This window comes from bacterium (assembly GCA_024742285.1).
In the GTDB taxonomy this organism is placed as follows: Bacteria; Myxococcota_A; UBA9160; order UBA9160; family UBA4427; genus UBA4427.
In genome coordinates, this window is the sequence record JANSYR010000026.1 from 26607 (window position 1) to 51052 (window position 24446).

21 protein-coding genes are annotated in these 24446 nt (G+C 69.7%); 9 read left to right on the plus strand and 12 right to left on the minus strand.

From position 1 onward, the window contains the following. Nucleotides 1-4 precede the first annotated feature (4 nt). Together NXI30_28035 and pabB are read right to left on the minus strand one after the other, a co-directional pair. Entirely contained in the window at nt 5-622 is a 618-nt protein-coding gene (locus NXI30_28035; protein ID MCR9098088.1) for a hypothetical protein, read from the minus strand. Further along, entirely contained in the window at nt 619-2199 is a 1581-nt protein-coding gene (gene pabB, locus NXI30_28040; GenBank protein MCR9098089.1) for an aminodeoxychorismate synthase component I, read from the minus strand. The genes NXI30_28035 and pabB overlap by 4 nt, the downstream gene beginning before the upstream one ends. Before the next feature lie 141 nt (nt 2200-2340). Here pabB and NXI30_28045 point away from each other — a divergent pair, with 141 nt between their 5' ends. After that, nucleotides 2341-3195 (plus strand): hypothetical protein, encoded by an 855-nt coding sequence (locus NXI30_28045; GenBank protein MCR9098090.1) that lies wholly within the window; start codon nt 2341-2343, stop codon nt 3193-3195. Between the two features lie 6 nt (nt 3196-3201). On the opposite strand, the gene NXI30_28050 is transcribed toward NXI30_28045, so the two are convergent. Both NXI30_28050 and NXI30_28055 read right to left on the minus strand, forming a co-directional pair. After that, on the minus strand, nt 3202-3513 hold the full coding sequence (locus NXI30_28050) for an antibiotic biosynthesis monooxygenase (GenBank protein MCR9098091.1): 312 nt from the start codon (nt 3511-3513) through the stop codon (nt 3202-3204). 23 nt (nt 3514-3536) lie between these two features. Next, nucleotides 3537-4370 (minus strand): SDR family oxidoreductase, encoded by an 834-nt coding sequence (locus NXI30_28055; GenBank protein ID MCR9098092.1) that lies wholly within the window; start codon nt 4368-4370, stop codon nt 3537-3539. A gap of 77 nt (nt 4371-4447) precedes the next feature. On the opposite strand from NXI30_28055, the gene NXI30_28060 reads away from it, so the two are divergent. From NXI30_28060 to NXI30_28075, 4 genes are all read left to right on the plus strand, one after another. Continuing rightward, nucleotides 4448-4912, plus strand: coding sequence for a hypothetical protein (locus NXI30_28060; GenBank protein ID MCR9098093.1), 465 nt, complete (start codon nt 4448-4450; stop codon nt 4910-4912). A 328-nt stretch (nt 4913-5240) separates the two neighbouring features. Further along, nucleotides 5241-6323 carry a 3-deoxy-7-phosphoheptulonate synthase gene (locus NXI30_28065; GenBank protein ID MCR9098094.1) on the plus strand — a complete coding sequence of 361 codons (1083 nt, stop codon included), beginning with the start codon at nt 5241-5243 and terminating at the stop codon, nt 6321-6323. A 77-nt stretch (nt 6324-6400) separates the two neighbouring features. After that, nucleotides 6401-6772 (plus strand): carboxymuconolactone decarboxylase family protein, encoded by a 372-nt coding sequence (locus tag NXI30_28070; protein MCR9098095.1) that lies wholly within the window; start codon nt 6401-6403, stop codon nt 6770-6772. Between the two features lie 185 nt (nt 6773-6957). Continuing rightward, entirely contained in the window at nt 6958-8043 is a 1086-nt protein-coding gene (locus NXI30_28075; protein MCR9098096.1) for a hypothetical protein, read from the plus strand. Between the two features lie 6 nt (nt 8044-8049). Here NXI30_28075 and NXI30_28080 read toward each other — a convergent pair whose 3' ends face one another. Genes NXI30_28080 through NXI30_28090 form a run of 3 tightly spaced genes read right to left on the minus strand, consistent with a single transcriptional unit; the run spans nt 8050 to nt 9793 of the window. Further along, nucleotides 8050-8718 carry an NAD(P)H-dependent oxidoreductase gene (locus NXI30_28080; GenBank protein ID MCR9098097.1) on the minus strand — a complete coding sequence of 223 codons (669 nt, stop codon included), beginning with the start codon at nt 8716-8718 and terminating at the stop codon, nt 8050-8052. 36 nt (nt 8719-8754) lie between these two features. Continuing rightward, a complete protein-coding gene (locus tag NXI30_28085; GenBank protein ID MCR9098098.1) occupies nt 8755-9225 on the minus strand; it encodes a nuclear transport factor 2 family protein in 471 nt (156 codons plus the stop codon). 34 nt (nt 9226-9259) lie between these two features. Beyond that, entirely contained in the window at nt 9260-9793 is a 534-nt protein-coding gene (locus NXI30_28090) for a hypothetical protein (protein ID MCR9098099.1), read from the minus strand. Nucleotides 9794-10069: 276 nt separating this feature from the next. Here NXI30_28090 and NXI30_28095 point away from each other — a divergent pair, with 276 nt between their 5' ends. Further along, nucleotides 10070-10276, plus strand: coding sequence for a hypothetical protein (locus tag NXI30_28095; GenBank protein ID MCR9098100.1), 207 nt, complete (start codon nt 10070-10072; stop codon nt 10274-10276). A gap of 19 nt (nt 10277-10295) precedes the next feature. Here the strand turns inward: NXI30_28095 and NXI30_28100 are convergent, their stop codons facing one another. Then, nucleotides 10296-11861 carry a sigma 54-interacting transcriptional regulator gene (locus NXI30_28100; GenBank protein ID MCR9098101.1) on the minus strand — a complete coding sequence of 522 codons (1566 nt, stop codon included), beginning with the start codon at nt 11859-11861 and terminating at the stop codon, nt 10296-10298. Between the two features lie 169 nt (nt 11862-12030). Here NXI30_28100 and NXI30_28105 point away from each other — a divergent pair, with 169 nt between their 5' ends. After that, entirely contained in the window at nt 12031-13386 is a 1356-nt protein-coding gene (locus NXI30_28105; GenBank protein MCR9098102.1) for an NAD(P)/FAD-dependent oxidoreductase, read from the plus strand. Nucleotides 13387-13596: 210 nt separating this feature from the next. On the opposite strand, the gene NXI30_28110 is transcribed toward NXI30_28105, so the two are convergent. Beyond that, on the minus strand, nt 13597-14058 hold the full coding sequence (locus tag NXI30_28110; protein ID MCR9098103.1) for a nuclear transport factor 2 family protein: 462 nt from the start codon (nt 14056-14058) through the stop codon (nt 13597-13599). A 143-nt stretch (nt 14059-14201) separates the two neighbouring features. Here NXI30_28110 and NXI30_28115 point away from each other — a divergent pair, with 143 nt between their 5' ends. Next, nucleotides 14202-15080 (plus strand): LLM class flavin-dependent oxidoreductase, encoded by an 879-nt coding sequence (locus NXI30_28115; GenBank protein ID MCR9098104.1) that lies wholly within the window; start codon nt 14202-14204, stop codon nt 15078-15080. Here NXI30_28115 and NXI30_28120 read toward each other — a convergent pair. After that, nucleotides 15013-16122, minus strand: a complete 1110-nt coding sequence (locus NXI30_28120) for a LamG domain-containing protein (GenBank protein MCR9098105.1) — start codon at nt 16120-16122, stop codon at nt 15013-15015. The genes NXI30_28115 and NXI30_28120 overlap by 68 nt on opposite strands. 302 nt (nt 16123-16424) lie before the next feature. Here NXI30_28120 and NXI30_28125 point away from each other — a divergent pair, with 302 nt between their 5' ends. Further along, entirely contained in the window at nt 16425-19076 is a 2652-nt protein-coding gene (locus NXI30_28125) for an AAA family ATPase (protein MCR9098106.1), read from the plus strand. A 269-nt stretch (nt 19077-19345) separates the two neighbouring features. Here NXI30_28125 and NXI30_28130 read toward each other — a convergent pair whose 3' ends face one another. Both NXI30_28130 and NXI30_28135 read right to left on the minus strand, forming a co-directional pair. Then, a complete protein-coding gene (locus NXI30_28130; protein MCR9098107.1) occupies nt 19346-23353 on the minus strand; it encodes a VCBS repeat-containing protein in 4008 nt (1335 codons plus the stop codon). 279 nt (nt 23354-23632) lie between these two features. Further along, a partial coding sequence (locus tag NXI30_28135) for a hypothetical protein (protein ID MCR9098108.1) occupies nt 23633-24446 on the minus strand: 814 nt, incomplete at its 5' end.

Consider the following 24446-nt stretch of genomic DNA (forward strand, 5'->3'; position numbering starts at 1 on the left):
TCGCCTAGCGAAGCGTCGAGATCACGCCGGTCACGGATCCCCATCCGATGCAGCGCGTGAGGCGCGACCGGGTCGACGCGGGCACCCGGGAGAGATCCCGATTCCAGGGCCGATCCATGAGCGCGACCGGCAGGTCGAACTCCTCGACGAGACGGACGGCCGTATCCAGGCTGTCTTCGACGGCGAAGTCGAACTCCATCGTCCGAAGCTCGTCGAAACGGAGCGCCGGCAGGCCCGCTTCGTTCCAGGTCGGCCGCGACCACTTGTCGAGGTGATGGAGGGCCGTGTGGGCCACGTCGTAGCGCGCGAGCCAACGTCGCGAGGCGGCGTTGGACGCGGGCGGACGGCCCGTCACCAGATGGACCTCGTGCCCGGCTCCGTGCCAGTCGCCGACGGTCCGCACGCCTTCGCCGACGGGCTCGATCCGCTCGAGGACTTCGTCCTCGTGGGCGCGCGCCATGAACGCCCGGATCTCCGCCTCGTCGAGCGCGAAGGACTTCTCGAGATCGAAGTGCCGGACCTCCTCGACCTCGACACGGCGGCCGTGGGTCTCGTCGAGCAGATCGATCAGGGACTCGATCGTCCGCGCGAGGACGTCGTCGATGTCGACGTAGATCCTCACGTGGCGCGGGGGCGCGCGGCGAGCGCGGCCAGCGGCGCCTTGGCCTTGTCGAGGGATTCGACGTACTCCGCCTCGGGCTTCGAGTCGGCGACGATCCCGCCGCCCACGTGGAGGTGGGCCTGCGTTCCGTCGTGGACGATCGTCCGGATGACGACCGACAGGTCCAGTCCACCGCGGACGTCGAAGTACCCGAGCGCCCCGGCGTAGACCCCGCGTCGGACGGATTCGAGCTCTTCGAGGAGCTGAACCGCCGCGAGCTTCGGTGCGCCGGTCATCGAGCCCGGCGGGAAGGTCGCGCGCACGAGATCGAAGGCATCGCGTCCGGTCGCCAGCTCGCCGACCACGGTCGAGACCATCTGGAAGACCGCGGCATAGGTCTCGATCTTCATGAGCTCCGGCACGTCGATCGAGCCGGGCTTGCAGACCCGCCCGAGATCGTTCCGCACGAGATCGACGATCATCAGGTTCTCGGCGCGATCCTTCAGGCTCGCGGCCAGATCCCGAGCGAGCCGGTCGTCCTCTTCCGGGTCGGCGCCGCGCGCCCGGGTGCCCTTGATCGGGCGACTCTCGACCCGCCGGGCCTGGTCGACGCGCAGGAACCGCTCCGGCGAACTCGACAGGATCGTCGCCTCCGGAAGCGAGAGGTAGGCGCCGAAGGGCGCCGGATTGTGGTCGCGAAGCCGCTGGTAGAGATCGAAGGGCGGTGACGAGACCGGAACCGAGAGGCGCTGGCTGAAGTTCGCCTGGTAGACGTTCCCCTTCCCGATCTCCTGGAGAACCGTGTCGACCGCTTTCACGTAGCCACTCGCGTCGACCGTCGAATCGATCTCGAGCTCGAGGGGCGGGAGCGGCTTGGGAACACGCTTCGGTGTCGGCCCCTCGGAGAGGATCCACTCGATCCGGGCCGCCACCTCGTCGACCACGTGCCGCGAGCGGGCGATCGCCGTCTCGCGCGGTCCGGCGCCGTCGCTCGACCGCGCGTCGCCGAAGCCGAGACCGAAGACCCAGAGGCGCTCCGCTTCGTGGTCGTAGGCGAGCACGCGATCGACGAAGGCCAGGGAGAGATCCGGGAGACCGACGTCGTCGGGATTGCCGAAGTGCATCCGCTCTTCGATGGCGCTCCCGAGCTCGTAGCCGAAGTACCCGACCGCGCCGCCCAGGAACGGCAGGTCGAGCCCCGCCGAGAGTCCCGCGACCTCGTGCCATCGTCGATTGCCGGAACGACTCGAGGTCCGCGTGGAGTACACGAGGGAGTCCGCACGCGGAAGGAGCGCGCGCGCGGTCTCGATCGGATCGGCTTCGACGCGGTGGTACCCGCGATCGAGGCCGGCGCGCACGCCTCGCTGGACGTCGATCTCGACGAGCGCGTCGCCGTCTCGTTCGACGCGCGCCGACAGCCGCAGGTAGGGGTCCGTTCCGGCGAAGGAGGTCCGACCCAGCCGGCCCGCTTCGAGGGCGCTGTCGAGCCACCAGAAGCCCGGATCCGCGTGCAGACCATCGACGATCCGGAGCCACTCGGCGGCCTGGGCGGGCCGGTCGAGGGCCGCGAGGGCGATTCGTTCGATGGGGTGGAACATCCGGACTCCAGGGGCGGGCGGAAGCTAGCTCGCGCCCCACCCGGCGTCATCGAATCCCGGCGATTCCCCTGTGATTCCGGGCCGCTACACTCTTCCGACCTCCCGTGACGAAGCCCGACCGGACTCGGCGGAACCACCGACTTGAAGAAACGCTGCATCTATCACGCGGGCTGTCCGGACGGATTCGGCGCGGCGTGGTCCGTCCGCCAGGCGTGGGGCGACGACGCGTGGTACATCGCGCGCAACCACGACGATCGCGTCACCCTCGCCGACCACGAGGACGCCCTCGTCGCCTTCGTCGACATCGCCCCGGCGGAGGACGAGCTCCGCGCGCTCGCGGACGTCGCCGCCCAGGTCCTGATCCTCGACCACCACGTGACCGCCCGGGATCGCCTCGCGAGCGACCCGAGCGTCGTCAACGAGTACGAAGCCGACGGCCACGTCCTCCACTTCGACATGGGCCACTCGGGGTCCGTGCTCGCCTGGCAGGCCTTCCATCCGGAGACCGAGACGCCGGACCTGCTCCGCTACATCGAGGACCAGGACCTCTGGAACTGGGCCCTGCCCGACTCCGAAGCGGTGAACGCCGCGATCGCTTCCTATCCCCGCGACTGGGAGACCTGGGACCGCCTCGCCACCTGGCCGGTCGAGCGGCTCGTGGCCGAGGGCGAGCCGATCCTGCGCGCCAACCGGATGGAGATCGCGCGCCGCCTCGAGCACGTCCGCCCGATCGCCCTCGGAAACGAACGGATCGAAGGCGTCAACGCCTCGATCAACCGGTCCCGAATCGGCCACGAGATCGCGAAGCGTGCCGCCTACGGCAAGGAGTGGGGGATCGTCTATCGGGTCGAGGGGGCAGAGGTCTTCGCGACGATCTACTCGATCGGCGACCTCGACGTGTCCGAGGTCGCCGTGCGCTACGGCGGCGGCGGCCACAAGAACGCGTCGGGGTTCCACGTCCCGCTCGAGACCTGGCTCGCCGACTTCGTCGTCTGACGCGATTCAGCTCCCGGGCGGCGTGATCTTCATCGGACCGTAGGGATCGAGGAGCGTGACCGAGACCAGCTCCGCGACCTGCATGAGCGCGGGCATCGTCTCCCGGAACTTGTCCGTCGATTCGTGGGCCTTGCGCGCCTCCTCCGACTCGTAGATGTCGTAGAAGTAGAAGTCGTCGGGGCTGTCCTGCGCGGTGGAGAACACGTAGACCGGGATCCCGTCCTCGCCCTGGGTCTGTTCGAGCATGCCCGTCGTCAGGCGGATCACTTCGTCGCGCTGTCCGGGCTTGGCGCGCATGTGGGTCAGGAAGGCGTGCATCGTGTTCTCCTTGTCTCGATCTTCTAGAGGGCGAACCCGTCGTCGTCCCGTCGTTTCCAGCCGCCCGCCGCCCAGGTCCCGCCGTCGAGGTGGATCGTCGAGCCGGTCATGAAGCGCGACGCGTCGCTCGCGAGAAACACGACCGTGGCGGCGCAGTCGTCGGGATGTCCGGCTTCGGGCCAGGGCGTCGGCTCGATCCCGGGGATCCCCGGATCCGCATCCCCGCCCACCGCGTCGATCCCGCCGGTCGGAATCATGTCGGGGGCGATGCAGTTGATCCGGATCCGCCGCGGCGCGAGCTCGAGGGCGAGGCTCTTCGTCAGACTCGCGACCGCGGACTTCATGGCGGAGTAGACGGCGAAGCCCGGCCCGGCACGGTGGGCCTCGACGCTCGTCACGTTCACGATCGAGCCCCCCGCGCGCATGTGCGGAACGGCCGCACGGATGCACCCGGTCACCGTCCCGAAATTCTCGCGCACGAGGGCGTGCTCTCCCTTCGCGCTCACGTCGAGGAACGGAGACCAGAAGCCACCCCCCGCGTTGTTCACCAGCACGTCGACGGAACCGAGTGCGCTTACCGCCGCCTCGACCCACGCGTCGACGGCTTGCTCTTCGCGTACGTCGATCGTCGCCGAGTGACTGCGGCGCCCGAGGGCCTCGATCGACCTCGCGCAATCCGCCAACCCCGCCTCGTCCCGATCACAGATCGAGACGTCGGCCCCGCAGCGCGCGAGCCCGAGGGCCGTCGCGCGCCCCAGCCCTGCAGCCGCGCCGGTCACCAGGGCGACCCGGCCTTCCAGCGAGAAGGCGGCCGGGCCGAAGGAGCGATCGGACCAGATCGAAGGATCGAGGGGCATCGCGCGAGTGTGCGACACCGACGTCCGACCGGCTACGCTCGATCGCCCCGAATCACCCCCGTCCGCCGAGGAACGCAATGAGTCTCGTCCACACCGAAGTCATGCAGCTGAACGCCACCCCGGAGCAGGTCCGCGCCTTCATCATGACGCCCGACCGCATCCTCGACTACTTCCCGCAGCCCGTGGAGGGCGGCGTCCTCGAGCCGGGCCGCGCGATCTGGTGCCGGGGCGAGATGGGCGTGTCGATGCTCGAGGTCGTCGAGGCGGAGACGACGGACGCGGTCGTCGTCGTGAAGGTCTCGACCGCCTTCGGTCTCGAGGCGCCGTTCACGCGCGAGCGGATCGAGGAGAACACGGTCTTCACGATGGTCGAGGACTGGGCGCTCGAGGCGAAGGGCGGCGGCACGGAGCTCACGAAGTCCTGGCGCGACGTCCAGTCGAAGGGACCGGAGCCCTTCCCGATCGCCGATGCCGTCAAGGAGGGCGCGATCCACGAGAGCGCCCAGCTCGTCGAGGGCTGGAACGCGGCGGCGGCCGGATGAGACGGCGCTCAGGCGCGCCTCGGCGCGCTCGCTTGCCCGCTCCGACGGCCGGGTGTATACACCCGGCCATGGCGGCGACCTTCTTTTCGTATCCCTTCTTTATGGACGCCCGGGGCTGGTATGCCTTTGGCGCCGCGGAAGGGGCCGTGGAAGGATGCGCCCGTCTCAGAGCAGAGGTCTAGACGCGAGAAGCGCAGGACAGACCGAAGAGAAGACGGCCACCGAAGCTTTCACGGCCCCGAGAGGACAGACCTCTCGGGGCCGTTTCTTTTTCGGGCCTCGCCGACGCCGGAAAGCACGGACGGCGCGGCCGAGACGAAGCACGGAGATTCCGATGAGTTCCCTGGAAGACCGCAACCTGACGGCGATCGACCCCCTGCCCACTCCGGCAGAGCTGAAGACCGCCCATCCCATCTCGACGAACGGGGCGCGGACGGTCCTGCGCGCCCGGACGGCGATCCGGGACGCGATGCACGGACGCGATCCGAACCGCCTCGTGGCGATCGTGGGCCCTTGCTCGCTCCACGACCCCGAGGCGGCGATCGAGTACGCGCAGCGCCTGGTTCCGCTGGCGAAGGAGCTCGAGGGCGAGCTGATCGTCGTGATGCGGACCTACTTCGAGAAGCCGCGGACGACCGTCGGCTGGAAGGGGCTGGTGAACGACCCGCGCCTCGACGGCTCGTGTCACGTCGACGAAGGCCTCGCCCTCGCGCGGCAGCTGCTCCTCGAGGTCAACGACCTGGGCCTCCCCTGCGCGACCGAGTTCCTCGATCCGTTCGCGCCGCAGTTCCTCGCCGACGCGATCGCCTGGGCTGCCATCGGTGCCCGCACGACCGAAAGCCAGACCCACCGCGAGATGGCGAGCGGTCTGTCCATGCCCGTCGGGTTCAAGAACGGAACGGACGGGGGACACCAGGTCGCGATCGACGCGATGACCGCTTCGAGTGCGCCGCATTCCTTCCTGGGGGTCCGCGCGGACGGGACCGCAGCCGTCGTCAAGACCGCCGGCAACCCCGACACCCACGTCGTGCTGCGCGGCGGGGGCGGCCGTACGAACTACGACCGCGAGAGCGTCCTGGCCGTCGCCGAGAAGCTCGACAAGCGCGGGGTCATGGTCGACTGCTCCCACGGCAACTCGAAGAAGGACCCCGCCCTCCAGGGCGAAGCGCTCCGGGACGTCGCCCGGCAGATCCGGAACGGCTCGAACGACGTCCTCGGGATCATGCTCGAGAGCCACCTCGAAGAGGGGCGCCAGGACTGGAAGCCCGGCAGGGAGCTCCGGTACGGAGTCTCGATCACCGATGCCTGCATCGGCTTCGAAGAGACCGACGGCCTCCTCCGCGAGCTCGCCGCGTCCGTCCGGAGCCGGCGAAGCGGGCGCGTCGGACGGCGCGTGATCGACGCGGCCTAGCGACGACCCGGACGGCGGGCGCGATTGCCCCGCCGCCCCGGGTCCACCTACCGTCCCCGGTCGAGGAGGCGAATTCGATGAGCGACGACGCGCGGCGATCGAGGGCGAAGGCGATGTTCGAGGAGGTGAACGGGTTCCCTGCCCCGGATCCGCCGGACTTCTTCCAGGAGACGACCCTCGACCACATCTTCGGGGACGTGTGGACGCGACCGGGGCTGACGCGCAAGGAGCGGCGCCTCATCACGCTGACGACGATCGCCATGACGGGGGCGGCCACGGCGATGGAGGTTCACGTCCGATCGGCGCTCGAGAGCGGAGACCTCTCGCGCGAAGAGATGGGCGAGTTCGCCGCCCACTTCGCCCACTACGCCGGCTTCCCGATCGCGACCCAGCTCTACACGACGTTCCAACGGATCGCGGCGGAGCTCGACGCGGCCGAGGTGAGCTAGCCGATCCGCGGCTGACCGAGGACCCGGGACCCGGTTTCCGACAGCTGGGCGTGACCGCCCGGCAGCGAGCCCGCAGCCGATCGGCATCTCCGCGTCGTGTCGTCAGTCACCTGGAGCGTTCGACCGATTCCGACTGGACCTCTCTCCCGAGTCCGTTCGGGAGCGAACGGATCGGAAGGGTCCCCATGCAGACCATCCTGCTCGTCGCCGCCGGCGTCGTCCTCGGTGTCCTCGTTCTCGTCGTGCTCGGGTTCGGCTTCCTCAAGCGGAAGCTCGGCGACTTCTGCGACTCGATCGCACGGCTCGTCCAGGCGGGAGGCATCCCGCCCTTCCGGATCCATCTCGACGCCAACGCGGCGCCCGAGTGGAGTGACCGCGAGACGATCGACGCGGCGACCGCCGACTTCGAGTCCATCGGCTACACGCCGGTCGGAGACTTCGACATCCGCGAGATGGAAGGCGTGCGGCTGCGCGCGATGTGGAACCGCGAAGCGGGCACCTGGGTCGCGCTCTACGACCATCCGGAGGCCGGACTCTGGGCCGATGCGTTCCAGGAATTCCTCGACGGGACTTCGGTCACGGTCTCGACGGCACCCGAGACCGGAATGGACCGCCCGCTCCACGCGAAGCTCTTCCGCGTCGACGCGGAGATCACGGAGGCGGGCTACGCGGCCGCGCTCCACGGCCGGCTCGCCCACGAAGCCATCGGCCTCGAGGCGACCCCCTCCTCTCCCGAGGAATTCGTCGAGGTCTACACGGAGTTCTACGCGCAGGAGATGGACTGGCGGATCGCACGCGGCGGCGTCCTCCGGTCCGAGATCGAACGGATCGCCGAGCTGTCGGGCCAGACGCCCCCGAGCGAGGCGTCGATCGAGCTGATCCAGGACCTGTGGCGCGGCGCGATGACCTGCTTCATCGACGACGAGGTCCGGAACGCCTGGCTCTCCGACTGCGGCCTCTCCGCCCTCGAGTGGGAGCGTCTCCAGGACCGCATCCACGTCGTTCACGACCACCACGCGACCGAGGACCTGATCGAGGCGCTCGCCTGGGCCATGGTCGAGACCGACGCCGACGAGGACGCCGACTACGACGACGAAGCCGCCTGCGAGGCGGCGCGGGAGACGCTTCGTCCCTGCTTCGAGACTTCGAACCGCGAAGGGTTCGGTCGCGCCCAGGCCTTCCTGTCCGAGAAGCGGCAGTACGAGAAGCTCGGTTCGACCGAGGATCCGTGGCCGGCGGACATCTGGGCCGCACCGGAGCCGATCGACTGACGCGTTTCATGCGGCTTCGGAGGTGACGTGTCGCGAGAGGTGGTCGACGAGCCGACCGACTTCGACGTGGGCCGCCTCCACCGATCGACGATGACGGTCGTCCCCGAATTCCTGGTACTCGATGGCGACGCGGTGCATCTCGGCGACGCCGAAGTAGCGGGAGACCGTGCGTAGATGGGGTGTGAGGTGGTCGTGCTCGGCTCGCACGCCGCCCGGCGCGAATCCGAACTCGCCACTCGAGGTGAGCAGCACGAGCGTCTTCCCCTCGAGGACCGGCTCGATCGGCCAGTCGCCGCGCGCCAGATCGAAGCTGAAGGTCTCCTGCACGCGGACGACCTGATCGACCCACGCCTTCAAGCTCGCGGGCATCCCATAGTTGTACAGGGGCGACGCGATCAGCAGCAGATTCGCCTGCCGCACCTCTCCGATCAGCTCGTCGGAGAGCGAGAGTACCGCCCGCTGCCGAGGCGTCCGCTCCGAGTCCGAAGTGAATGCCGCATCGATCCACGGCTCGGAGACCGGCGGCGGCGGAGCGACCCCGACGTCGCGCAGCAGGATGCGGTCACCTGGACGGCGCTCCTGCCAGCCTCGAACGAAATCGTCGGCAAGACTTCGAGAGAGCGATCGCGATGTCCTCGCGCTCGCATCGATGCGGAGAATCGTGAACTGAGACATCAGATGAATCCTTCCAAGAAGATGGTTTTGGTGGGTTCACAGGCCCAGCGCGCCCAGGCCCGGATGACCTTCGGGGCGGCTCCCCAGCGGCCAGAGGAAGACGCGCTCGGCGCTCGTGATCGAGAGGTCGTTGATGCTCGCGATCCGTCGCCGCATCAGGCCGCGCTCGTCGAACTCCCAGTTCTCGTTTCCGTAGGAGCGGAACCACTCGTCGTCGTCGTCTCGCCACTCGTAGGCGAAGCGGACGGCGATCCGGTTCTCCGCGAACGCCCAGAGCTCCTTGATCAGTCGATAGTCGAGCTCGCGCGACCACTTCCGCTCGAGGAACGGCACGATCTCGGCGCGACCGCGGAGAAACTCCGAGCGGTTTCGCCACTCGCTGTCCTCCGTGTAGGCGAGGGCCACGCGGGCGGGATCGCGTGTGTTCCACGCGTCCTCGGCGAGACGGACCTTCTCGGCAGCGGACTCGGCGGTGAAGGGCGGGAGCGGGGGCCGGGATTCGTCCATGACGGTCTCCTCGAAGCAGCGCTTCGGAGCGGGTTCAGCAGGTCGAGGCGCGTTCGATCGGTCGGGTCTTCACACCGTCGATCGGGATCGCGAGCAGAAACGGCGCCTGACGCTCGAAGACGCGAGCCCGGGCGACGGCCTCCGCGTGTGAAGGGGTGCCGTCCGAACGCACGCGGCAAGCCGGCCGCTGTACGAGGCCGTGCCCGATCTCCCCTCCGAGCCGGGGCCCGGCGACGCCGATGCAACGCGCGTCCCGGGACTCGAGACAGGCTTCGAGCACGTTTCGAGGCGTGAAAGACCGCCGCAGGGAGAACACGTCCACCGCGTCATCGTCGAGATGGAAGAGCGGATCGCCGCCTGGATGGAGGACGGGGAGCTCCGCCCCCGCCTCCCGAGCCACGCTCGGTGAAGCCGGGCTCGCCTCGCGCGCCGGGGAGGCCTCCTCGAAGGTGTGGATGATCGCCTGCGCGGACGCGTCGTCGCCCTCGGCGACCGGGGACGCGTCGCCCGAAGCGAAGGCCGGGCCAGAGAGGGTCAGAGCCAGAAGGATTCCGAGACCGATTCGCATGTCGAACCTCCTCTTCGGGGCGGGTCTCCCGCCCGATCCGGAACGAGCGCGATCTTCGATAGAGCAAGGCCCGTGCCAGCCCCGAGCAGGCGTGAAACGCCACCTGGCGCCGCATGCGACGACGACCCGTCGTGGCGCACCGAAAGGCCGTTGTCGGGCCGCGGCCACAACGCGCCTTCGTGGCGCGCCCCGAGGCTCGCCGGTGGAGAGCGTCCAGGAGCCATCGAGCGCTCGGCACGCGACTTGCTCTCAGGGATGTTCGAGGAGGATGCTCGAATGCAGGAGCCCGATCGAAGAGGAAGAGTGAAGACCTGGGTTCGCGAGAACCCGCTGCCGACGGTCTGTCTGATCGCGGGCCCGCTCGTCGGTCCGTTCTACGCGCAGTTCGCGTTCCCGGACGCCGAGCTCTGGCGCCAGCTCGTTGGCGGCGCGATCGCGGGGGGCTACTTCGCGCTGTGCGCGATCCCGCACCGCTACATGTGACGTCCGCCGGCGGAGGCCGTCAGGCGCCTTCCTGCTCGCGGATCTTCGCGAGCCGGGAGGTCACGGTCGTCGGCTTCATGCCGAGGAGCTCGGCGGCGCCGCCGGGGCCGTAGATCCGCCCCTCCGCCTGCTCGACGGCGGCGAGCAGGTTGCGTCGCTCGATGTCCCGGAGCTCCGCGTCGGTCAGAACGCGACCGGAAGCTTCCACTTCGGGGGAGGCGGCCGCGGAAGGCGCGCCCGGGAAGTGGAACGTGAGCGCGCCCGCCTGCGACGTGATGACGGCGCGCTCGATCGCGTTCTGGAGCTCGCGAACGTTGCCCGGCCAGTCGTAGGCCGCGAGCGCGCGGCGATTGGCTTCGTCGAGCTCGGCGGGGCGGCGGTGCTTCCGGGTCAGTCGCGCCAGGAAGTGCTCGGCGAGGAGCGGGATGTCCTCGCGGCGTTCGCGGAGCGGCGGAACCTGGATCGGGAACACGTTCAGCCGATAGTAGAGGTCCTCGCGGAAGCGGCCCTCCTTGACCTCGACCGCGAGGTCGCGATTCGTGGCGGCCACGATCCGCACGTCGACGGTTCGCGTCCGGTCCTCGCCGACGCGCTCGAACTGCCCCTCCTGCAGGACACGCAGAAGCTTGCTCTGGAGTTCGAGCGGGATCTCGCCCACCTCGTCGAGGAAGAGCGTGCCTCCATCCGCCGCGGCGAAGCGGCCGACGCGATCCTTGACGGCACCGGTGAACGCTCCGCGAACGTGACCGAAGAACTCGCTCTCGTAGAGCTCCTTCGGAACCGAGGCGCAGTTCACGCGAACGAGCGGGTGTTCCGAGCGGTCGCTGGCGCAATGGACCTCGCGCGCCACGAGCTCCTTGCCCGAGCCCGACTCGCCCAGGATCAGGACCGATGCGTCGGTCGACGCCACCTGGCGGATCTGCTGGGCGACGTCCCGGATCGCGGGGCTCACGCCGAGGATGTCGCCGAAGGCCTGCGCGTCCTCGATCTCCTCGCGCAGGTACTCGTTCTCGGCTTCGAGCTGCTGGCGGAGACGGGCGTTCTCCTCGAAGGCGCGGGCCGTCGCGAGGGCCGCGGCGACGTGGTCGGCGACGACCCGGAGAGAAGTGAGCGGCGCCTCGGCGAGGACCTCACGGGTGAAGACGCCGAGCACGCCCAGGACTTCGCCCCGGAAGACGAGCGGCTGCCCGCCGAAGCCGAGGATGCCTTCCTTCTCCGCCCACTCGGGTCGCGAGATCCACGACGAGTCCTCCCGGGTATCACGGACCCAGACCGTTGCGGAGTTCTCGGCGACGCTCCCGACCTTCCGCTCGCCGATCGCGAAGCGCGAGAAGTCGCCGTCGATCCGGCTCCATTCTCCGCTGCTCGCGTCGAGCGGCGCACCCGCGGAGGCCACGAGCTGGAGGTAGGGCTTCGAATCCGCCTCGTCCTCCCGGACGAGCCAGACCCGGGCGAGCGCGACTTCGTCGATCGCCGCGAGGCGCTTCACGACGAGTTCGAGAAGCGCTCCGAGCTCTCGCTGCCCCGCGAGATCGAGCAGGAGATCCTGGATCGATTCGTAGAGCTCGAGCGTCGTGGCCTGCATCGCGATCGAATCCTCATCAGGGCGACGATTCGTCGTTGTACGACGAGTCCTCGTGGCGACGGATCGTCCGTCGCGCGGAAGGCGGCGCGAATCCAAAGGATATTCGAGCCCGAGGCGATTGGCACGACTCCTGCTTGGTCAGTTCCACGAACCACGAGGAGAATCGGACATGACCAACGAATACGATGTGATCGTGCTCGGCGCGGGCAACGCGGGCATGGCCGCCGCGAGCGCGGCGCAGGAAGCAGGACTTCGAACGCTGATCGTCGAAGCGCAGGACGCCGGCGGCGTCTGCCCGAACCGAGGCTGCGTCCCCAAGAAGGTGCTCGTCGCCGCGGCGCAGGCCCTCGACGCGATCGCCCGCGCCTCGTCCCACCAGATCGCGGTCGGACCGGCGACGCTCGACTGGCCGAGCCTCATCGAACGGAAGGAGACCTTCGTCGATGGCGTCCCCGCCGAGTTCGAGGCGAGCCTCGAGCGACGAGGAATCGATTTCGTGCGCGGAACGGCACGCTTCGTGGAACGTAACGCGGTCTGTGTCGAAGGAAGCGAATTCCGCGCGGAGCGCTTCGTCGTCGCGACCGGCTCGTCCCCTCGCCCGCTCCCGATCCCGGGCGCGGAGCATCTGCTCACGAGCGACGATCTGCTCGAGCTCGCCGCGCTCCCCGAGTCGATCAGCTTCGTCGGCGCCGGCGTGATCGCCTTCGAGTTCGCCCATGTCCTGGCGCGCGCGGGGACGCGGGTCACGCTCCTCGAGGTCGCCGACCGGGTCCTGCCCGCGCTCGACGCCGACGCGGCGCGGGTGATCGAGGACGCGACGCGCAAGCTCGGTGTGAACATCGAGTCGGGCGTCTCGATCGAACGCGTGGCCGCGACCCGGGACGGCATCGACATCGACTACCGGACCCGGAAGGGATCCCCGCGACGCATCTCGAGCACCGTCGCCGCGAACGGTGCCGGTCGCGTCGCCAACCTCTCCAGGCTCGACCTGCACTTCGCCGGGATCACCCTCGATCGAGGCCAGGTGAAGCGCGACGACGCGCTCCGGAGTCTCGAGAACCCCGACGTCTACTTCGCGGGCGATGCGCTGACGGGCGTGCCTCAGCTCTCGCCGCTGGCGAGCTACGAGGGACGCGTCGTCGGGTACAACCTGACCCACGAGACGCCGATCGCCGCGGAGTACGGCTACCAGCCCGCCGCGATCTACACGATCCCGTCGGTCGCGACGGTCGGGCTGACCGAAGAAGCGGCCCGAGAGCGCGGGCTCGCCTTCGACGCCCACGTGAACGACCTCCGCGAATGGCGTTCGGCGCGGACCCACGCCGAGGAGACCGCCTGGGCGAAGGTCCTCGTGGAACGCGGCTCGGACCGGATCCTCGGGGCCCACCTGGTCGGCCACGGCGCGGAGGAGACGATCCACACCTTCGCTCTCGCGATCGAGAAGGGCATGAAGGCGTCGGAGCTCCGCGAGCGGGTCTACGCCTACCCGACCTTCCACGCCGACATCAAGTATCTCGTCGGCTAGCCGAGGACGCGGGACTCGGAGACGACGGCCGCCCGGGCGACGCCGCCTCGGGCGGCGCGTCCGTCTCCGCGTCGCCCACGCGCCGCAGTCCGGCCCACGAGCCACCGAACTCTTCGAGGCTGACGTAGTAGACGCCGGCGCTGTCGAGATCGACGGGGCGCTCGCTCTCGGGCGCTTCCCCTTCGTCGTCGCCCTTCCCCTCCGTCGCCATCAGTCGACCTGCGGCGGCGTGTCCAGCAGGTGGGCGCGCACGTCGCCGGGCAGGTGTCCGAAGCCGCGGCGGTGGGCGTAGCGCCACTTCCCGTTCTCGCGGACGAAGCGGTCCTCGTAGCGGTTGGCCCAGACCGGCTGGAGCGGGAAGGCGTCGGTCCGCTGGAAGACGGTCACGTAGTAGCGGACGGCCGCCGTGTTCCCGGGCTCGTCGATCTCGACGATCGGGTTCATCACACAGTGGCGCGTGTGGGGCGTGCCGTCGTCGGGATAGCGGCGCGTCCAGCGCTCGAAATTCTCCTGGACGGCCTTCGCGCCCACGAGCGGCTCGCCCCCCTCGGTCTCGAAGACCGCGTCGGCGAAGAGTTCGCCCACCCCCTCGAAGTCCCCCGCGTCGATCCGCTCCGGGTAGGCGTAGACGAGGTTCATGATCTCGATGTAGCTCTCGGTGATCGCGCTCATGGATCTTCTCCTTGCTGTCCGAGCCGACAGGATCGCAGCCGCGCCGGACGACCGCGAGCGTCTTTGCCGTGCCGATCCGGGCCGTCGCCGCGGCCGTTCGAGCGCTAGCGTTCACTCCGACCTCGAACGAGACGGGAGAAACGATGGAAGTCGGAGTCGGTCTACCCACCAACCTGCGCGGCACGAGCCGGGACCTGGTCCTCGATTGGTCGAGGCGCGCCGAAGAGGCGGGCTTCGCCTCGCTCTGCATGGGCGAGCGCCTGACGTACTCGGGCTACGACTGGGTGTTGTCGCTCACGGCGGCCGCGAGCGTCACGAACACGATCCGCCTCCTCTCGAACGTGATCATCCTGCCGATCCATCCGCCCGGCGTCGTCGCCAAGCAGGCGCTCAGCCTGGACGACTACTCGGGCGGGCGATTCTCCCTCGGCGTCGGCCTGGGCACGCCCCTCGACGACTACGACGTCGCGCCGATCCCGCGCGAAGGTCGCGGTCAGCGTTTCGAGGAGAGCCTCCGGACGATCCGTGAGCTCTTCAAGGGCGAGTCCCTCGTCGAGGGAACCCGCGCGATCGGCCCCGCCCCGGTCCGCCCGGGCGGCCCCGAGATCCTGCTCGGATCGAATGGCCACAAGGCGCTCCGTCGGACCGGCCCCTTCTGCGACGGCGTCGTGACCTGGAGCTTCGGCGCGGACCCGGTCGAGGCCCGCGGCATGTTCGACGTCGCCGAAGACTCCTGGCGCGAGTCCGAGCGAGAAGGCAAGCCGCGCCTCGTCTGCGGCTGCTACTACTCGGCCGGCCCGCGCGCCGCGGAAGACCTCGAGGCGTACTTCCGGGAGTACTACCCGAACGTCCTTCCCGGCCAGGTCGACCAGCTGCTCGCCGCCGTCCGAACCGTCACGCCGGAAGCGATCAGGGATACGGTCAAGCGCTTCGAGGACATCGGGTGCGACGAGTTCATCTTCGTCCCGACCACGCCGGATCTCGTGCATCTGGATGGGCTGGCCGAGATCGTGTTCGGCTGATCGGCGTCTCGCTCGCCGATTTCGACCGCGAAGGACTCTCAGGGTGCGCCCGCGCCACAGCCCGACTTCGCGCCCCGAGTCCTCCGGCCGCGAGCAATGCGAGCGCGCCGCCGACGAGCCCGAGGCCGGGAACGTTCGCGGGCGGTTCGAACGCCAGCTCGAACTCCGTTCGCACGGCCGAGGAGTAGCGAAACTCGTCCAGCTCACCGCCGAGAGCGCGCGTGCTCCCGAGGAGCGTATAGCCGATGAGGATGTCGCCGTTGGCTGCGCCGTCGAAGGGCGTGACGTCCGCCAGACCGGACACGGTCGTGAGCAGCGTGCCCGGTCGAAGCGGATCCGAACCCGCATCCGTCTCCGCGTCGAGGTAGAAGCGGGCGACGCCGTCGTCCAGACCCGGCGCGTTTCCCTCGTACGTGACGGCGACGTGGTACCACACGTCCGGTAGGAGCGTCGGAAGCACGTCCGAGAACACCTGCTCCGCCCCACCCGACGAGAAGTAGAGCAATCGGAGCCGCGTTTCTCCGCTCGGAGATTCCTCGACGAACTGAAGCTGGACCAGCTCGTTGAAGGAGGTGGGCGGCCCGGCCACGGAGTCACTCGTGTGCACGGTGAAGACGGTCGCCTGTCCCCCCGCGTCCGGCGCCACGTTGCGCACCCAGGCCTCGGCGGTGAACTCGTCGACCGCGATGAGCGACGCGTCGGTCACGTCGGACGTGTAGCCGCGAAAGGTGCGATAGGCGTCGGTGGCCGTCAGGGCGCGGCCCAGACCGGACGGTCCCGGTGTGCCGAGAAAGGGGCTCGAACCCCCGCTGTTTCTCAGATCGAGCTGATTCGTCGATTCGTCGACCACGTAGAAGGGATCGCCGGGGTCGCTGATCGAACCGATCGGCTCTTCGAACGAATACAGCAGATCCGTGTCCGGGTCCGCGACATAGGGACGCACCTCTGCGTGGACCGCCGCCGTCCAGCCGAAGCTCGCGGTCATCACGAGACACGCCACCCTCGCCCGGGTGTGGCGCCCGGCAAGCAGCTCGTTGCCCATGGTCTGCACCCTCGACCGCATGGCGCCCAGCCGCGCCGCGTGCCTCATGATCCGCCGCCCGCTTGCTCTCGTGGAATTCCGCATCGTCCCGCGCTCCCTCGCCACCCCCGAGGGTGGCTCACCGCCGGCGGACGCTTCGTTCGTTCGGTGTCCGCCGCCGTCTCGACGCTGTCAGATTATTCGGGGAGTCCTGGCGCTGCTTGGCGGAAACGTGGGGATCCGCTGGTTCTTGCGCATCGACGACCAGAACGCGCCCTGGATTCGGTCCACCCCGGGGTGGCTCGACTTTCTATACTGGCGTCATGTCGTCGCCGTCGAGCGAGCTGCGCGCCTCACCGCCCCTCCGCCTGAAGCTCGGGGCCTCGGGCGAGTTCGTCCTCGACCTGCAGAATCTCGAGCTGCGACGGGGGGACGAGGCCGTCGCCCTCGAGCCGCGCCCCTTCGAGCTGCTCGTCTATCTCGTGCAGCATCGGGATCGGCTGATCGCCAAGGACGAGCTGCTCGACTGCGTCTGGCCGGGGGTAGCGGTCTCCGACACTGCCCTCTCTACCGCCCTCAAGCACGTGCGTCGGGCGCTCGGGGATCGCGGCAGCGACCCGCACTGGATCGAGTCGCGCAGGGGCCGCGGCTATCGCTTCGTCGCGCCGGCGGCGGCGCTCGGCAGCGCGGACGACGAGACCCCCACCGTGGATCGCGATCGGTCGTTCGGGCGGAAACCCGAGCTCGAGACGCTTCACGCGGCCATGCGCTCGGCGGTCGACGGTCAGGGGCGGATGGTGCTGCTCTCGGGCGAGCCGGGGATCGGCAAATCGTTCCTCATCGAGCGCCTGCTCGAAGCCACCCCGTCCGAGGACATTCATCTCCTGCGCGGCTGGGGGCGAACCGGCCTCGAGGAGCGGCCCCTGTCATTCTGGGAGCCGATCGCGCGAGCCGATCTCGCAATCGACCGGGAAGCCGGTGACACCGCGTCCGCGGCTGCGCGGGACGCGCTCGAGCAACTCGTCTCGGGGCAGCTCGACCCGGACGATCTCGCGAGCCGGAACGCGGTGGAGACCGCGCTCGTCGAGGCCGTGCAGCGCTTCGCCCGGCGTCGACCGACGGTATTGGTCTTCGAGGACGTCGATCTCGTCGACCGCGTCTCCCTTCGCGTGCTCGAGCGGATCCTGCCCGAGCTGCCCGACGGCTCCTGCCTGGTGATCGGCACGCTGCGGACGTCGCGTCCGCGCGCTTCGGATCCGATCGCTTCCACCCTCGCGAACCTCCACCGTCATCCGTGGTGCGCACTGCTACGCCTCGACGGACTCGACGCCGATGCGATCCGGACGTTGGCGGAGCCTCTCGGCCTCGAGTCGCCGAGCGAAGCGCTCGTCGATCGGCTGCGAGAGCGGACCGCCGGCAATCCCTTCCAGCTTGGCGCGCTGATCTCGGATCCGCGCGGTCTCGCCGTCGCGCTCGAGGACCAGACGCCGCCCGACGCGGTCCGAGACGAAGTGCGCGGTCGACTGGCCTCGCTCGGACCCGCCCGAACCGAGATCCTCGGCGCCGCCGCGACGGGGAGTGAATCGGTGGGGGCGGAGTACGTCGCGTTCGCCGCCAAGTGTCCCGTCGACGCGGCAAGGGATTCGCTCGCCGCGGCGGATCGCTCCCTGCTCGGCCGCCTCGCGCCGGACGGCGACTTCCTCTTCGCGTCGCCGCTCGTGCGGGAAGCGATCTACGCCGAGCTGCCCCCGGATCGCCGCGTCGAGATCCACCGCCGCGTGGGTCACCACCTCGAGGACCCGTCCGCGGACACCGACCCGCTCGCTTGGATGCAGGACGGGGACGACCAGAGTCAGGACTGGCGCGACACCTCTTTCCTGCACGTGCGACGGGGCTTCGACGCGCTGGGTCACCTCGACGACGGTCGCACACGAGACCAGTTCGAGATCGAGCTGCACATGACGCTGGCGCGCGCCATGGCCCGCTCCCAGGGCTGGGGCGGCGAGACCCTCGCCGCCTGGCAGCGAGCGGGAGAGCTCTGTGCGCGCCACGGGGAGGCGCGGCGCGAGGGCATCGTCCGCTTCGGTCTCGCGGCCGGCCTGCTGAGCCTCGGGCGGATGGAAGAGGCCCTGCACCGCTACGACGAGATCCTGGTGCTGGGAGACCGCGCGGACGACCGCATGCTCCAGGTGGCGGGCTGCGTGCGGGCGGGTCCGCTGCTCTATCTCGGCCGCGCCGCGGAGAGCGTCGCCAACGCGCGGAACGGCCTCGGGCTGGTCCTCCCGAGCGACGATTTCGGCGCGTCGGGATTCTCCGAGGACTGTCATGTGACCCTGCGACAGTGGCTCGGATGGTCGTCGTGGTTCACGGGAGAGACCGACGCCGGCCGGGCAGCGCTCGCCGAGGCGGTCGCGCTCGCGCGGGGCCGTGACTCCTTCGCACTCGCCTACTCCCTGATGTGGAGCGCCGTCTTCGAGGTGCTCTGCGAGCAATGGCAGGCCGCCGCTCGACTCGCGAGCGAGTCTCTCGAGGTCGCGACGAGCGAGCGCTACGCGGTCGTCGACTCCGTGGCGCGGATGGTGGTCGCCATGACGGAAGGCATGTGCGGAGACGCCGCGCAGGCGGCACGATCCGCGCAGGTCTTCGCGGCCGCGCTCGGGGGGATGGGCGACTCCGGGAACCGGTCCGGCGCGCCCCTGATGATGGCCTGCCTCGCCCGCGTGCAGATCCGGGCCGGCCTCGACGACGATGCGTCCCGGACGATCGCGCTCGGCCTCGCGCTCGCGAAGGAGACCGGACGTTTCGTCGACGCCGAGCTGCTGCGGCTCGATGCCGAGCTGGCGGAACGGCGCGGCGAGCCGTCGGCCGGTCGGGACCGACTCGAACAGGCGCTCGCGCTCGCACAGGCGCAGGGGGCGGTGGCGCTCGAACGACGGGTCGCGGCCTCGATGCGTGCAAGCGAGAGCCGGGCGTAGCCACACGACGCGGTGGCGAACGACCGATTCGAGCTGCGTTTCGGGCAACGGTGACACGAGGCAGTTCGTCCGGAATGCCTGCCGGGCCGAGCAGGTCGCATGCGGGGAACCGGCCGCCACGAAGGGGTGGGGGCGTGCCTCCCCGCTTCGGGAGTTTCGATCGAGATCTCGCGCCGTCTCCTTCTCTCTGGCGGTGCTTGCGCGTCTTCCGGTCGCGCGCATCGTCGTCCTCGCGCCAGTGAGGTCGGCGATCGTCACCCCGTCGGCAATCACCGCCAGCGCGCAAACGCCGCGAGCAGGAGCGCGCCGGCGACGAGCAGGGATCCGGTCCCGGGCTCGGGCAGATCCACGACGCGCGGGAGTGCGCCCGGCCCGGGACCGCGGCGGAGCGCGACCTGCGTTCCCACGTACTCCGCGACTGTGCCGTCGGCGAGCGGGCGGATCCGCAAGGCGATCGGGTCCGCGGCGCTCGCTGCGGCGCCGAGCGTGGCGATGACGAAGAACCGACCGCCGGCGCCGGCGGCGAGTCGCGCCTCGGGCGCTCCGTCGTCGAGCGCGATCGTCTGGACGCCGTTCACCAGAGAGAACGCGACGACGTCCCCGACCCGGGCGTCGAGGCCGACCTCGAAGGCGCCCGAGCCGTCGTCGCGGTAGACGTCGAGGCGATCGATCAGCGCGCTCGCTTCGGCGACGGTGAGCGCCGGCGTCGGCTCGACGTCCACGCTCGTTCGCGGAGCACGCTCGAGCCGCAGCGCGATCGAAGCGACCTCGAGGTCGGGATCGCCGGCCTCTCCCTCGTGCTGGAAGTCGAGGGTGAGCAGCTCGATCACCTCGGCGTCTCCGGCGGTCGCGGGCGCCACGTTCGTCGTCGCCATCGAGTACTGGCCGGCTCGACTCGGCCTCCAACGGATCCCCCTGTCGAGCGGGGGCGCCGCGTAGATCAGGTCGGGGTTGCCGTCCCGGTCGAGGTCGGTCGAGGCGATCGCCTCGACGCCGCCCGCGTTGCGCGTGAGCTCCTCAGCGGGTGCGAAGCTGCCGAGGCCGTCGGTGTTCTCGAGCCAGGAGACCGTGCCGCTCGCGCTCGAGGACACCAGCAGATCGAGGTCGCCGTCGACGTCGAAGTCGGTCGCGACGAGCTGGCCGGCAGCGCCCGCGATCGGCGTGATCGACTGCGCCGGTCCGAAGGTCGCCTGTCCGTCCGTGTTCTCGTACCACGCCAGCTCCGTCGAGCCCGTCGCGGCGACGTCGGGGTCGCCGTCGCCGTCGAAATCGGCGACGGCGAGCGCCCAGGCCTCGTCGAGGTTGGTCGTCACCGTGCGAATCCCGAAGCCGCCCAGGCCGTCGATGTTCTCGTACCAGTCGACCGTGTCGTCGTCGGGCGACGTCGAGAGCACGTCGAGGTCGCCGTCGCCGTCGAGGTCCGCCGCTGCGACGGTTCGGACCGACCCGGCGCCGCCCGAGATGACCCGTCGGACACCGAAGCTGCCGAGCCCGTCCGTGTTTTCGTACCAGGCCACCACGTCGTCCAGGGCGGATCCGACGATCACGTCGACGTCGCCGTCACGATCGACGTCCGCAGGCTCGAGCGTTCGCGCGCCGTCCGCGACCGTCGTCACGACCTGCGGCGACGTGTCATAGAGCCGGGATCCGGCGATGTTCTCGTACCAGACGACCGTGTCGTCGTCGGCCGTCGCGGCGAGGAAGTCGAGGTCGCCGTCGCCGTCGATGTCGGCCGCTCGCACGGCGCTCGGGCCGAAAGCCGTGAACGTCAGGGTCTCGCCGGTCCAGCTCCAGTCCTCGCCCTGCGGGTTGCCGTACCAACGTAGGGTGCCCCCCAGTGTGGACGCGGTGAGCACGTCGTCGTCGCCGTCGCCATCGAGGTCGCCGATGTCGAGCGCGTCGGTCGGCAGGCTCTGCGAGCCGGCGATCGTCGGAGCCCGGATCGCGGGCGATTCGGTTTCGCGGATCTCGTACCAGGCGAGCTCGGAGTAGGCGTCGGCGCCGCTTCCGAGCTGGAACGCCGTGAGGGCGTCGATGTCGCCGTCGCCGTCCATGTCGGCCGGAAAGGCGGCGTTGCGTCCCTGGCGGCCCCCTTCGACGACGCGCGCCTCCGCGAACGAGCCCAGGCCGTCGACGTTCTCGAACCAGATCGCGGCACCGTTGGACTCACGGGTCGCGAGGAAGTCGACGTCCCCATCCGCGTCCAGGTCCGCAGCCTCGAGACCCGTGACGGCAAAGGTGGGGCCGTCGCCCGGGGTGACCGGATGGGTCGCGCCGAACGTGCCCTGACCGTCGGTGTTCTCGTGCCAGTCGACCCTGCCCGGCGACGTGATGCTGAGCGAAGCGACGTCGAGGTCCCCGTCGCCATCGTAGTCGGCGGCGAGCCCGAACAGCACACTGACGATCGCGCCGGGCGACACCGGTTGGGGCGCGCCGAAGCTCCCTTCGCTGTCGGTGTTCTCGTACCAGAAGAGCTCGGTCGGTCCGCCGAATCCCGGGTAGTGGCTCGCGATCACGTCGAGGTCGCCGTCGGCGTCGAGATCGGCACAGGAGGGGCCGCCGGTTCCCCAGTGCCCTCCGGCGCTGCTCGTGATGATCCGCTGGACCCAGGCCCCCCCGGCGAAGTCCGCGTTCTCGTACCAGTAGATCGTCTGCGCGTTCGAGGACGCGACGACATCGACGTCCGTGTCGCCGTCGAGGTCGGCGGCGCAGACCCGATTCGTGTGGGGAACGAGATCCGAGACCGTCCGGACCGAGCCGAAGGTGCCCGCGCCGTCCTCGTTCTCGTACCAGAGGATCTCGCCCGAGGGCTGGAGCGTCGCGAGCAGGTCGAGGTCACGGTCGAGATCCATGTCGACCACGACGACGTGGGCGAACAGCTCTTGTGCCGCTGTCGTCGCGACGGCCTGCTCGACGCCCATCCCGCCGCGGCCGTCGAGGTTGGGGTACCAGGCGAGCGTGGATCGAAGCTCGTTGGTGGAAGGGTCGCGATATCTGCGAACGACGACGCCGTCGGTGTCGCCGTCCGCGTCCAGGTCGCCCGCCGCGAGCCGAACGCCTTCGGAGAACGACTTCGGATCCCACCGCTCGCCCGCTCGCCCGAACGCCACGCGGCGGCCGATCGATTCGTTGGCCAGCCACACGACGTCGCCGCCGAGTCGGGCCGAGCCGAGCACGTCCGCGTCGCCGTCGCCGTCGAGGTCGGCCACGCGCACGTCGATCGCGCCGTCGACGGCGGTCGAGAGGACGAGCGGTCCCGCGAAGGTGCCGTCGCCGTCGGTGTTCTCGAACCACGCGAGGCGGTCCTGACCGAACTCGGCGGCGACCAGGTCGAGGTCTCCGTCCTGGTCCAGATCGGCGGCCATGGCGGACTGCGGCGCGAGGCTCCCGGGCATGCTCTGCGCGGTACCGAAGCTGCCGTCGCCGTCGAGATTCTCGTACCACGCCAGCCGATCGCCCGAGCCGGCGCTGCCCACGGCGTCCAGATCGCCGTCCCCGTCCACGTCGACGGCGCCCACCGCGCGCGCCGAGTTCGCCCCGGTCGTGATCGTCCCGCCCAGCGCGAAGCTGCCCGCCCCGTCGAGGTTCTCGTACCAGGCGTGGGTAGCGTCCTGGGACGACGAGACCAGCACGTCGAGGTCGCCGTCGCCGTCCACGTCCGCGGGCTCGGCCCAGATCGGATCATTCGGACCCGAGGCGACCGGCACGCCGGCCGCGAAGTTGCCGAGACCGTCGGTATTCGCATACCAGAAGACCGCGTCCGAGCCGCGGGCGGTCGCCACCACGTCGAGGTCGCCGTCGCCGTCGACGTCCGCGGCGGCCACGAAGCGGGGGCCGTTCACCGAGGCCACCACCGTCTGCGCGGGTCCGAAGGTGCCATCACCGTCTGTGTTCTCGTACCAGAGAACGGTGTCTGCGATTTCCGCGCCCACCAGCACGTCGAGGTCTCCGTCGCCGTCGAGATCAGCGGCCGCCACGCCCCAGGCGCCGTCGGCCAGGGCCGAGAGGGCCCGCTCCGGCCCGAAGAGTCCGGCTCCGTCGACGTTCTCGAACCAGGCCACCGTGTCGTCGCCGGAAGCGGTCGTCAGGACGTCGAGGTCACCGTCGCCGTCGAGGTCCGCGGGCACGGCCTGCGCCGGCTGCGTGGCGGTCGCGGTGATCGACTGATCGCCACCGAAGACCGTCGCGGCGGCGACTCCCTGCGGTCCGAGCCCCAGGAGTCCCAGGGGTAGCGCGAGGACGAAGAAAATCGTGTGAACACGGTAGAAGCGAGGCATGCGTGTTCCTCCTGAAACACACCTAACCCAGCGCCGACTCCCGATCTTGTGGGGAACGTGGTGATTGGGTGGTTGTTCGGGAACCTCTCTATGCGGAGCGCGCGGATCTCATCGCCCATGCGGTCGTCGACGACTCCGTAGACGAGTCGGCCCTTCCGTTCGTTCGCCCCGCTGGGACGAACGGGCCGGTCAAGGGCCCGATCCGTGAGACGTGGACCGATGATTGCGCCTCACCTGACCAGACTCGCCCGGAACGCGACGTCTCCCCCCCCGAACTCCCTAGATCGCGAACCTCGCCCGATGCTCTCGGCAGTTCTCGATCGCCCGCGTCCGGATCCGACCGAAGTAACACTCCGCCAGCCAGCCCCGGACCGAAGCGATCCGACCTGCGAACAGCCGCTCACGAAGCACGTCCTTCAGTTCCAGCACCCGCCTCGTGATCCCCAACGCCTGCGCCGGTGTCCCTTTCCTTCGGTTCTCCGACCGATCCTTCAGGTAGTTCCGCCACACCGCCCAGATCGCCATCCGGTACAGCGCCGACTGCCGCCGCTTCGAGAACGCGATCGTTTCTCGCTTGTGGTTCGCACTGCAGTGGCGGATCAGCAGGTCCGACAGGTTCACCGGGAAGAGCGGGTTCTCGGGCGTCCTCGCTTCCTTCGAGCTCGTCTGCCCATGAACGAACTTCCGATCCGTAAGACGCGCCATCGCCCGCGGGTAGGCCTGGTGCTCGTCGCTCCGTAGCTCCACGACGCCTCTCGGCGGGACGACTCGGCGAAGTAGCTCCTCCACCCGCTTCCGCGTCGCCTGCGGGTCCGGGCGGCCGAATCTCTTCTCCAGGATCTGTCGTTTCACGGCCTGAGAAGGCCTCATCGTGCCGCTTCGACGAAGCTCGGCCTCGTTGAAGCCGTAGACGAAAAGGCTTCTTCCCACGACCAGGTTCAGGTCCATCGGCCAGTACGGGCTGTGCTCGAAGGTCCGGAAGCCGTCCAGAACGAGGGGCTCGTTCGGGCACGTATTCGGCCGCATGGACTCGTGGAACAGCAGACAATGCCGACCCAACCGGTCGCTGAGCCTCCGAACGGTGGAGTGCGAG

Excerpts from the sequence above, each read along its gene's own strand:
- NXI30_28070 (MCR9098095.1), top strand. The coding sequence starts at position 6,401 with ATGAGCGACGACGCGCGGCGATCGAGGGCGAAGGCGATGTTCGAGGAG.
- NXI30_28100 (MCR9098101.1), bottom strand. The coding sequence starts at position 11,861 with ATGCAGGCCACGACGCTCGAGCTCTACGAATCGATCCAGGATCTCCTG.
- NXI30_28080 (MCR9098097.1), bottom strand. The coding sequence starts at position 8,718 with ATGTCTCAGTTCACGATTCTCCGCATCGATGCGAGCGCGAGGACATCG.
- NXI30_28105 (MCR9098102.1), top strand. The coding sequence starts at position 12,031 with ATGACCAACGAATACGATGTGATCGTGCTCGGCGCGGGCAACGCGGGC.
- NXI30_28060 (MCR9098093.1), top strand. The coding sequence starts at position 4,448 with ATGAGTCTCGTCCACACCGAAGTCATGCAGCTGAACGCCACCCCGGAG.
- NXI30_28115 (MCR9098104.1), top strand. The coding sequence starts at position 14,202 with ATGGAAGTCGGAGTCGGTCTACCCACCAACCTGCGCGGCACGAGCCGG.
- NXI30_28085 (MCR9098098.1), bottom strand. The coding sequence starts at position 9,225 with ATGGACGAATCCCGGCCCCCGCTCCCGCCCTTCACCGCCGAGTCCGCT.
- NXI30_28055 (MCR9098092.1), bottom strand. The coding sequence starts at position 4,370 with ATGCCCCTCGATCCTTCGATCTGGTCCGATCGCTCCTTCGGCCCGGCC.
- pabB (MCR9098089.1), bottom strand. The coding sequence starts at position 2,199 with ATGTTCCACCCCATCGAACGAATCGCCCTCGCGGCCCTCGACCGGCCC.
- NXI30_28090 (MCR9098099.1), bottom strand. The coding sequence starts at position 9,793 with ATGCGAATCGGTCTCGGAATCCTTCTGGCTCTGACCCTCTCTGGCCCG.
- NXI30_28125 (MCR9098106.1), top strand. The coding sequence starts at position 16,425 with ATGTCGTCGCCGTCGAGCGAGCTGCGCGCCTCACCGCCCCTCCGCCTG.
- NXI30_28110 (MCR9098103.1), bottom strand. The coding sequence starts at position 14,058 with ATGAGCGCGATCACCGAGAGCTACATCGAGATCATGAACCTCGTCTAC.
- NXI30_28050 (MCR9098091.1), bottom strand. The coding sequence starts at position 3,513 with ATGCACGCCTTCCTGACCCACATGCGCGCCAAGCCCGGACAGCGCGAC.
- NXI30_28095 (MCR9098100.1), top strand. The coding sequence starts at position 10,070 with ATGCAGGAGCCCGATCGAAGAGGAAGAGTGAAGACCTGGGTTCGCGAG.
- NXI30_28075 (MCR9098096.1), top strand. The coding sequence starts at position 6,958 with ATGCAGACCATCCTGCTCGTCGCCGCCGGCGTCGTCCTCGGTGTCCTC.
- NXI30_28130 (MCR9098107.1), bottom strand. The coding sequence starts at position 23,353 with ATGCCTCGCTTCTACCGTGTTCACACGATTTTCTTCGTCCTCGCGCTA.
- NXI30_28120 (MCR9098105.1), bottom strand. The coding sequence starts at position 16,122 with ATGGGCAACGAGCTGCTTGCCGGGCGCCACACCCGGGCGAGGGTGGCG.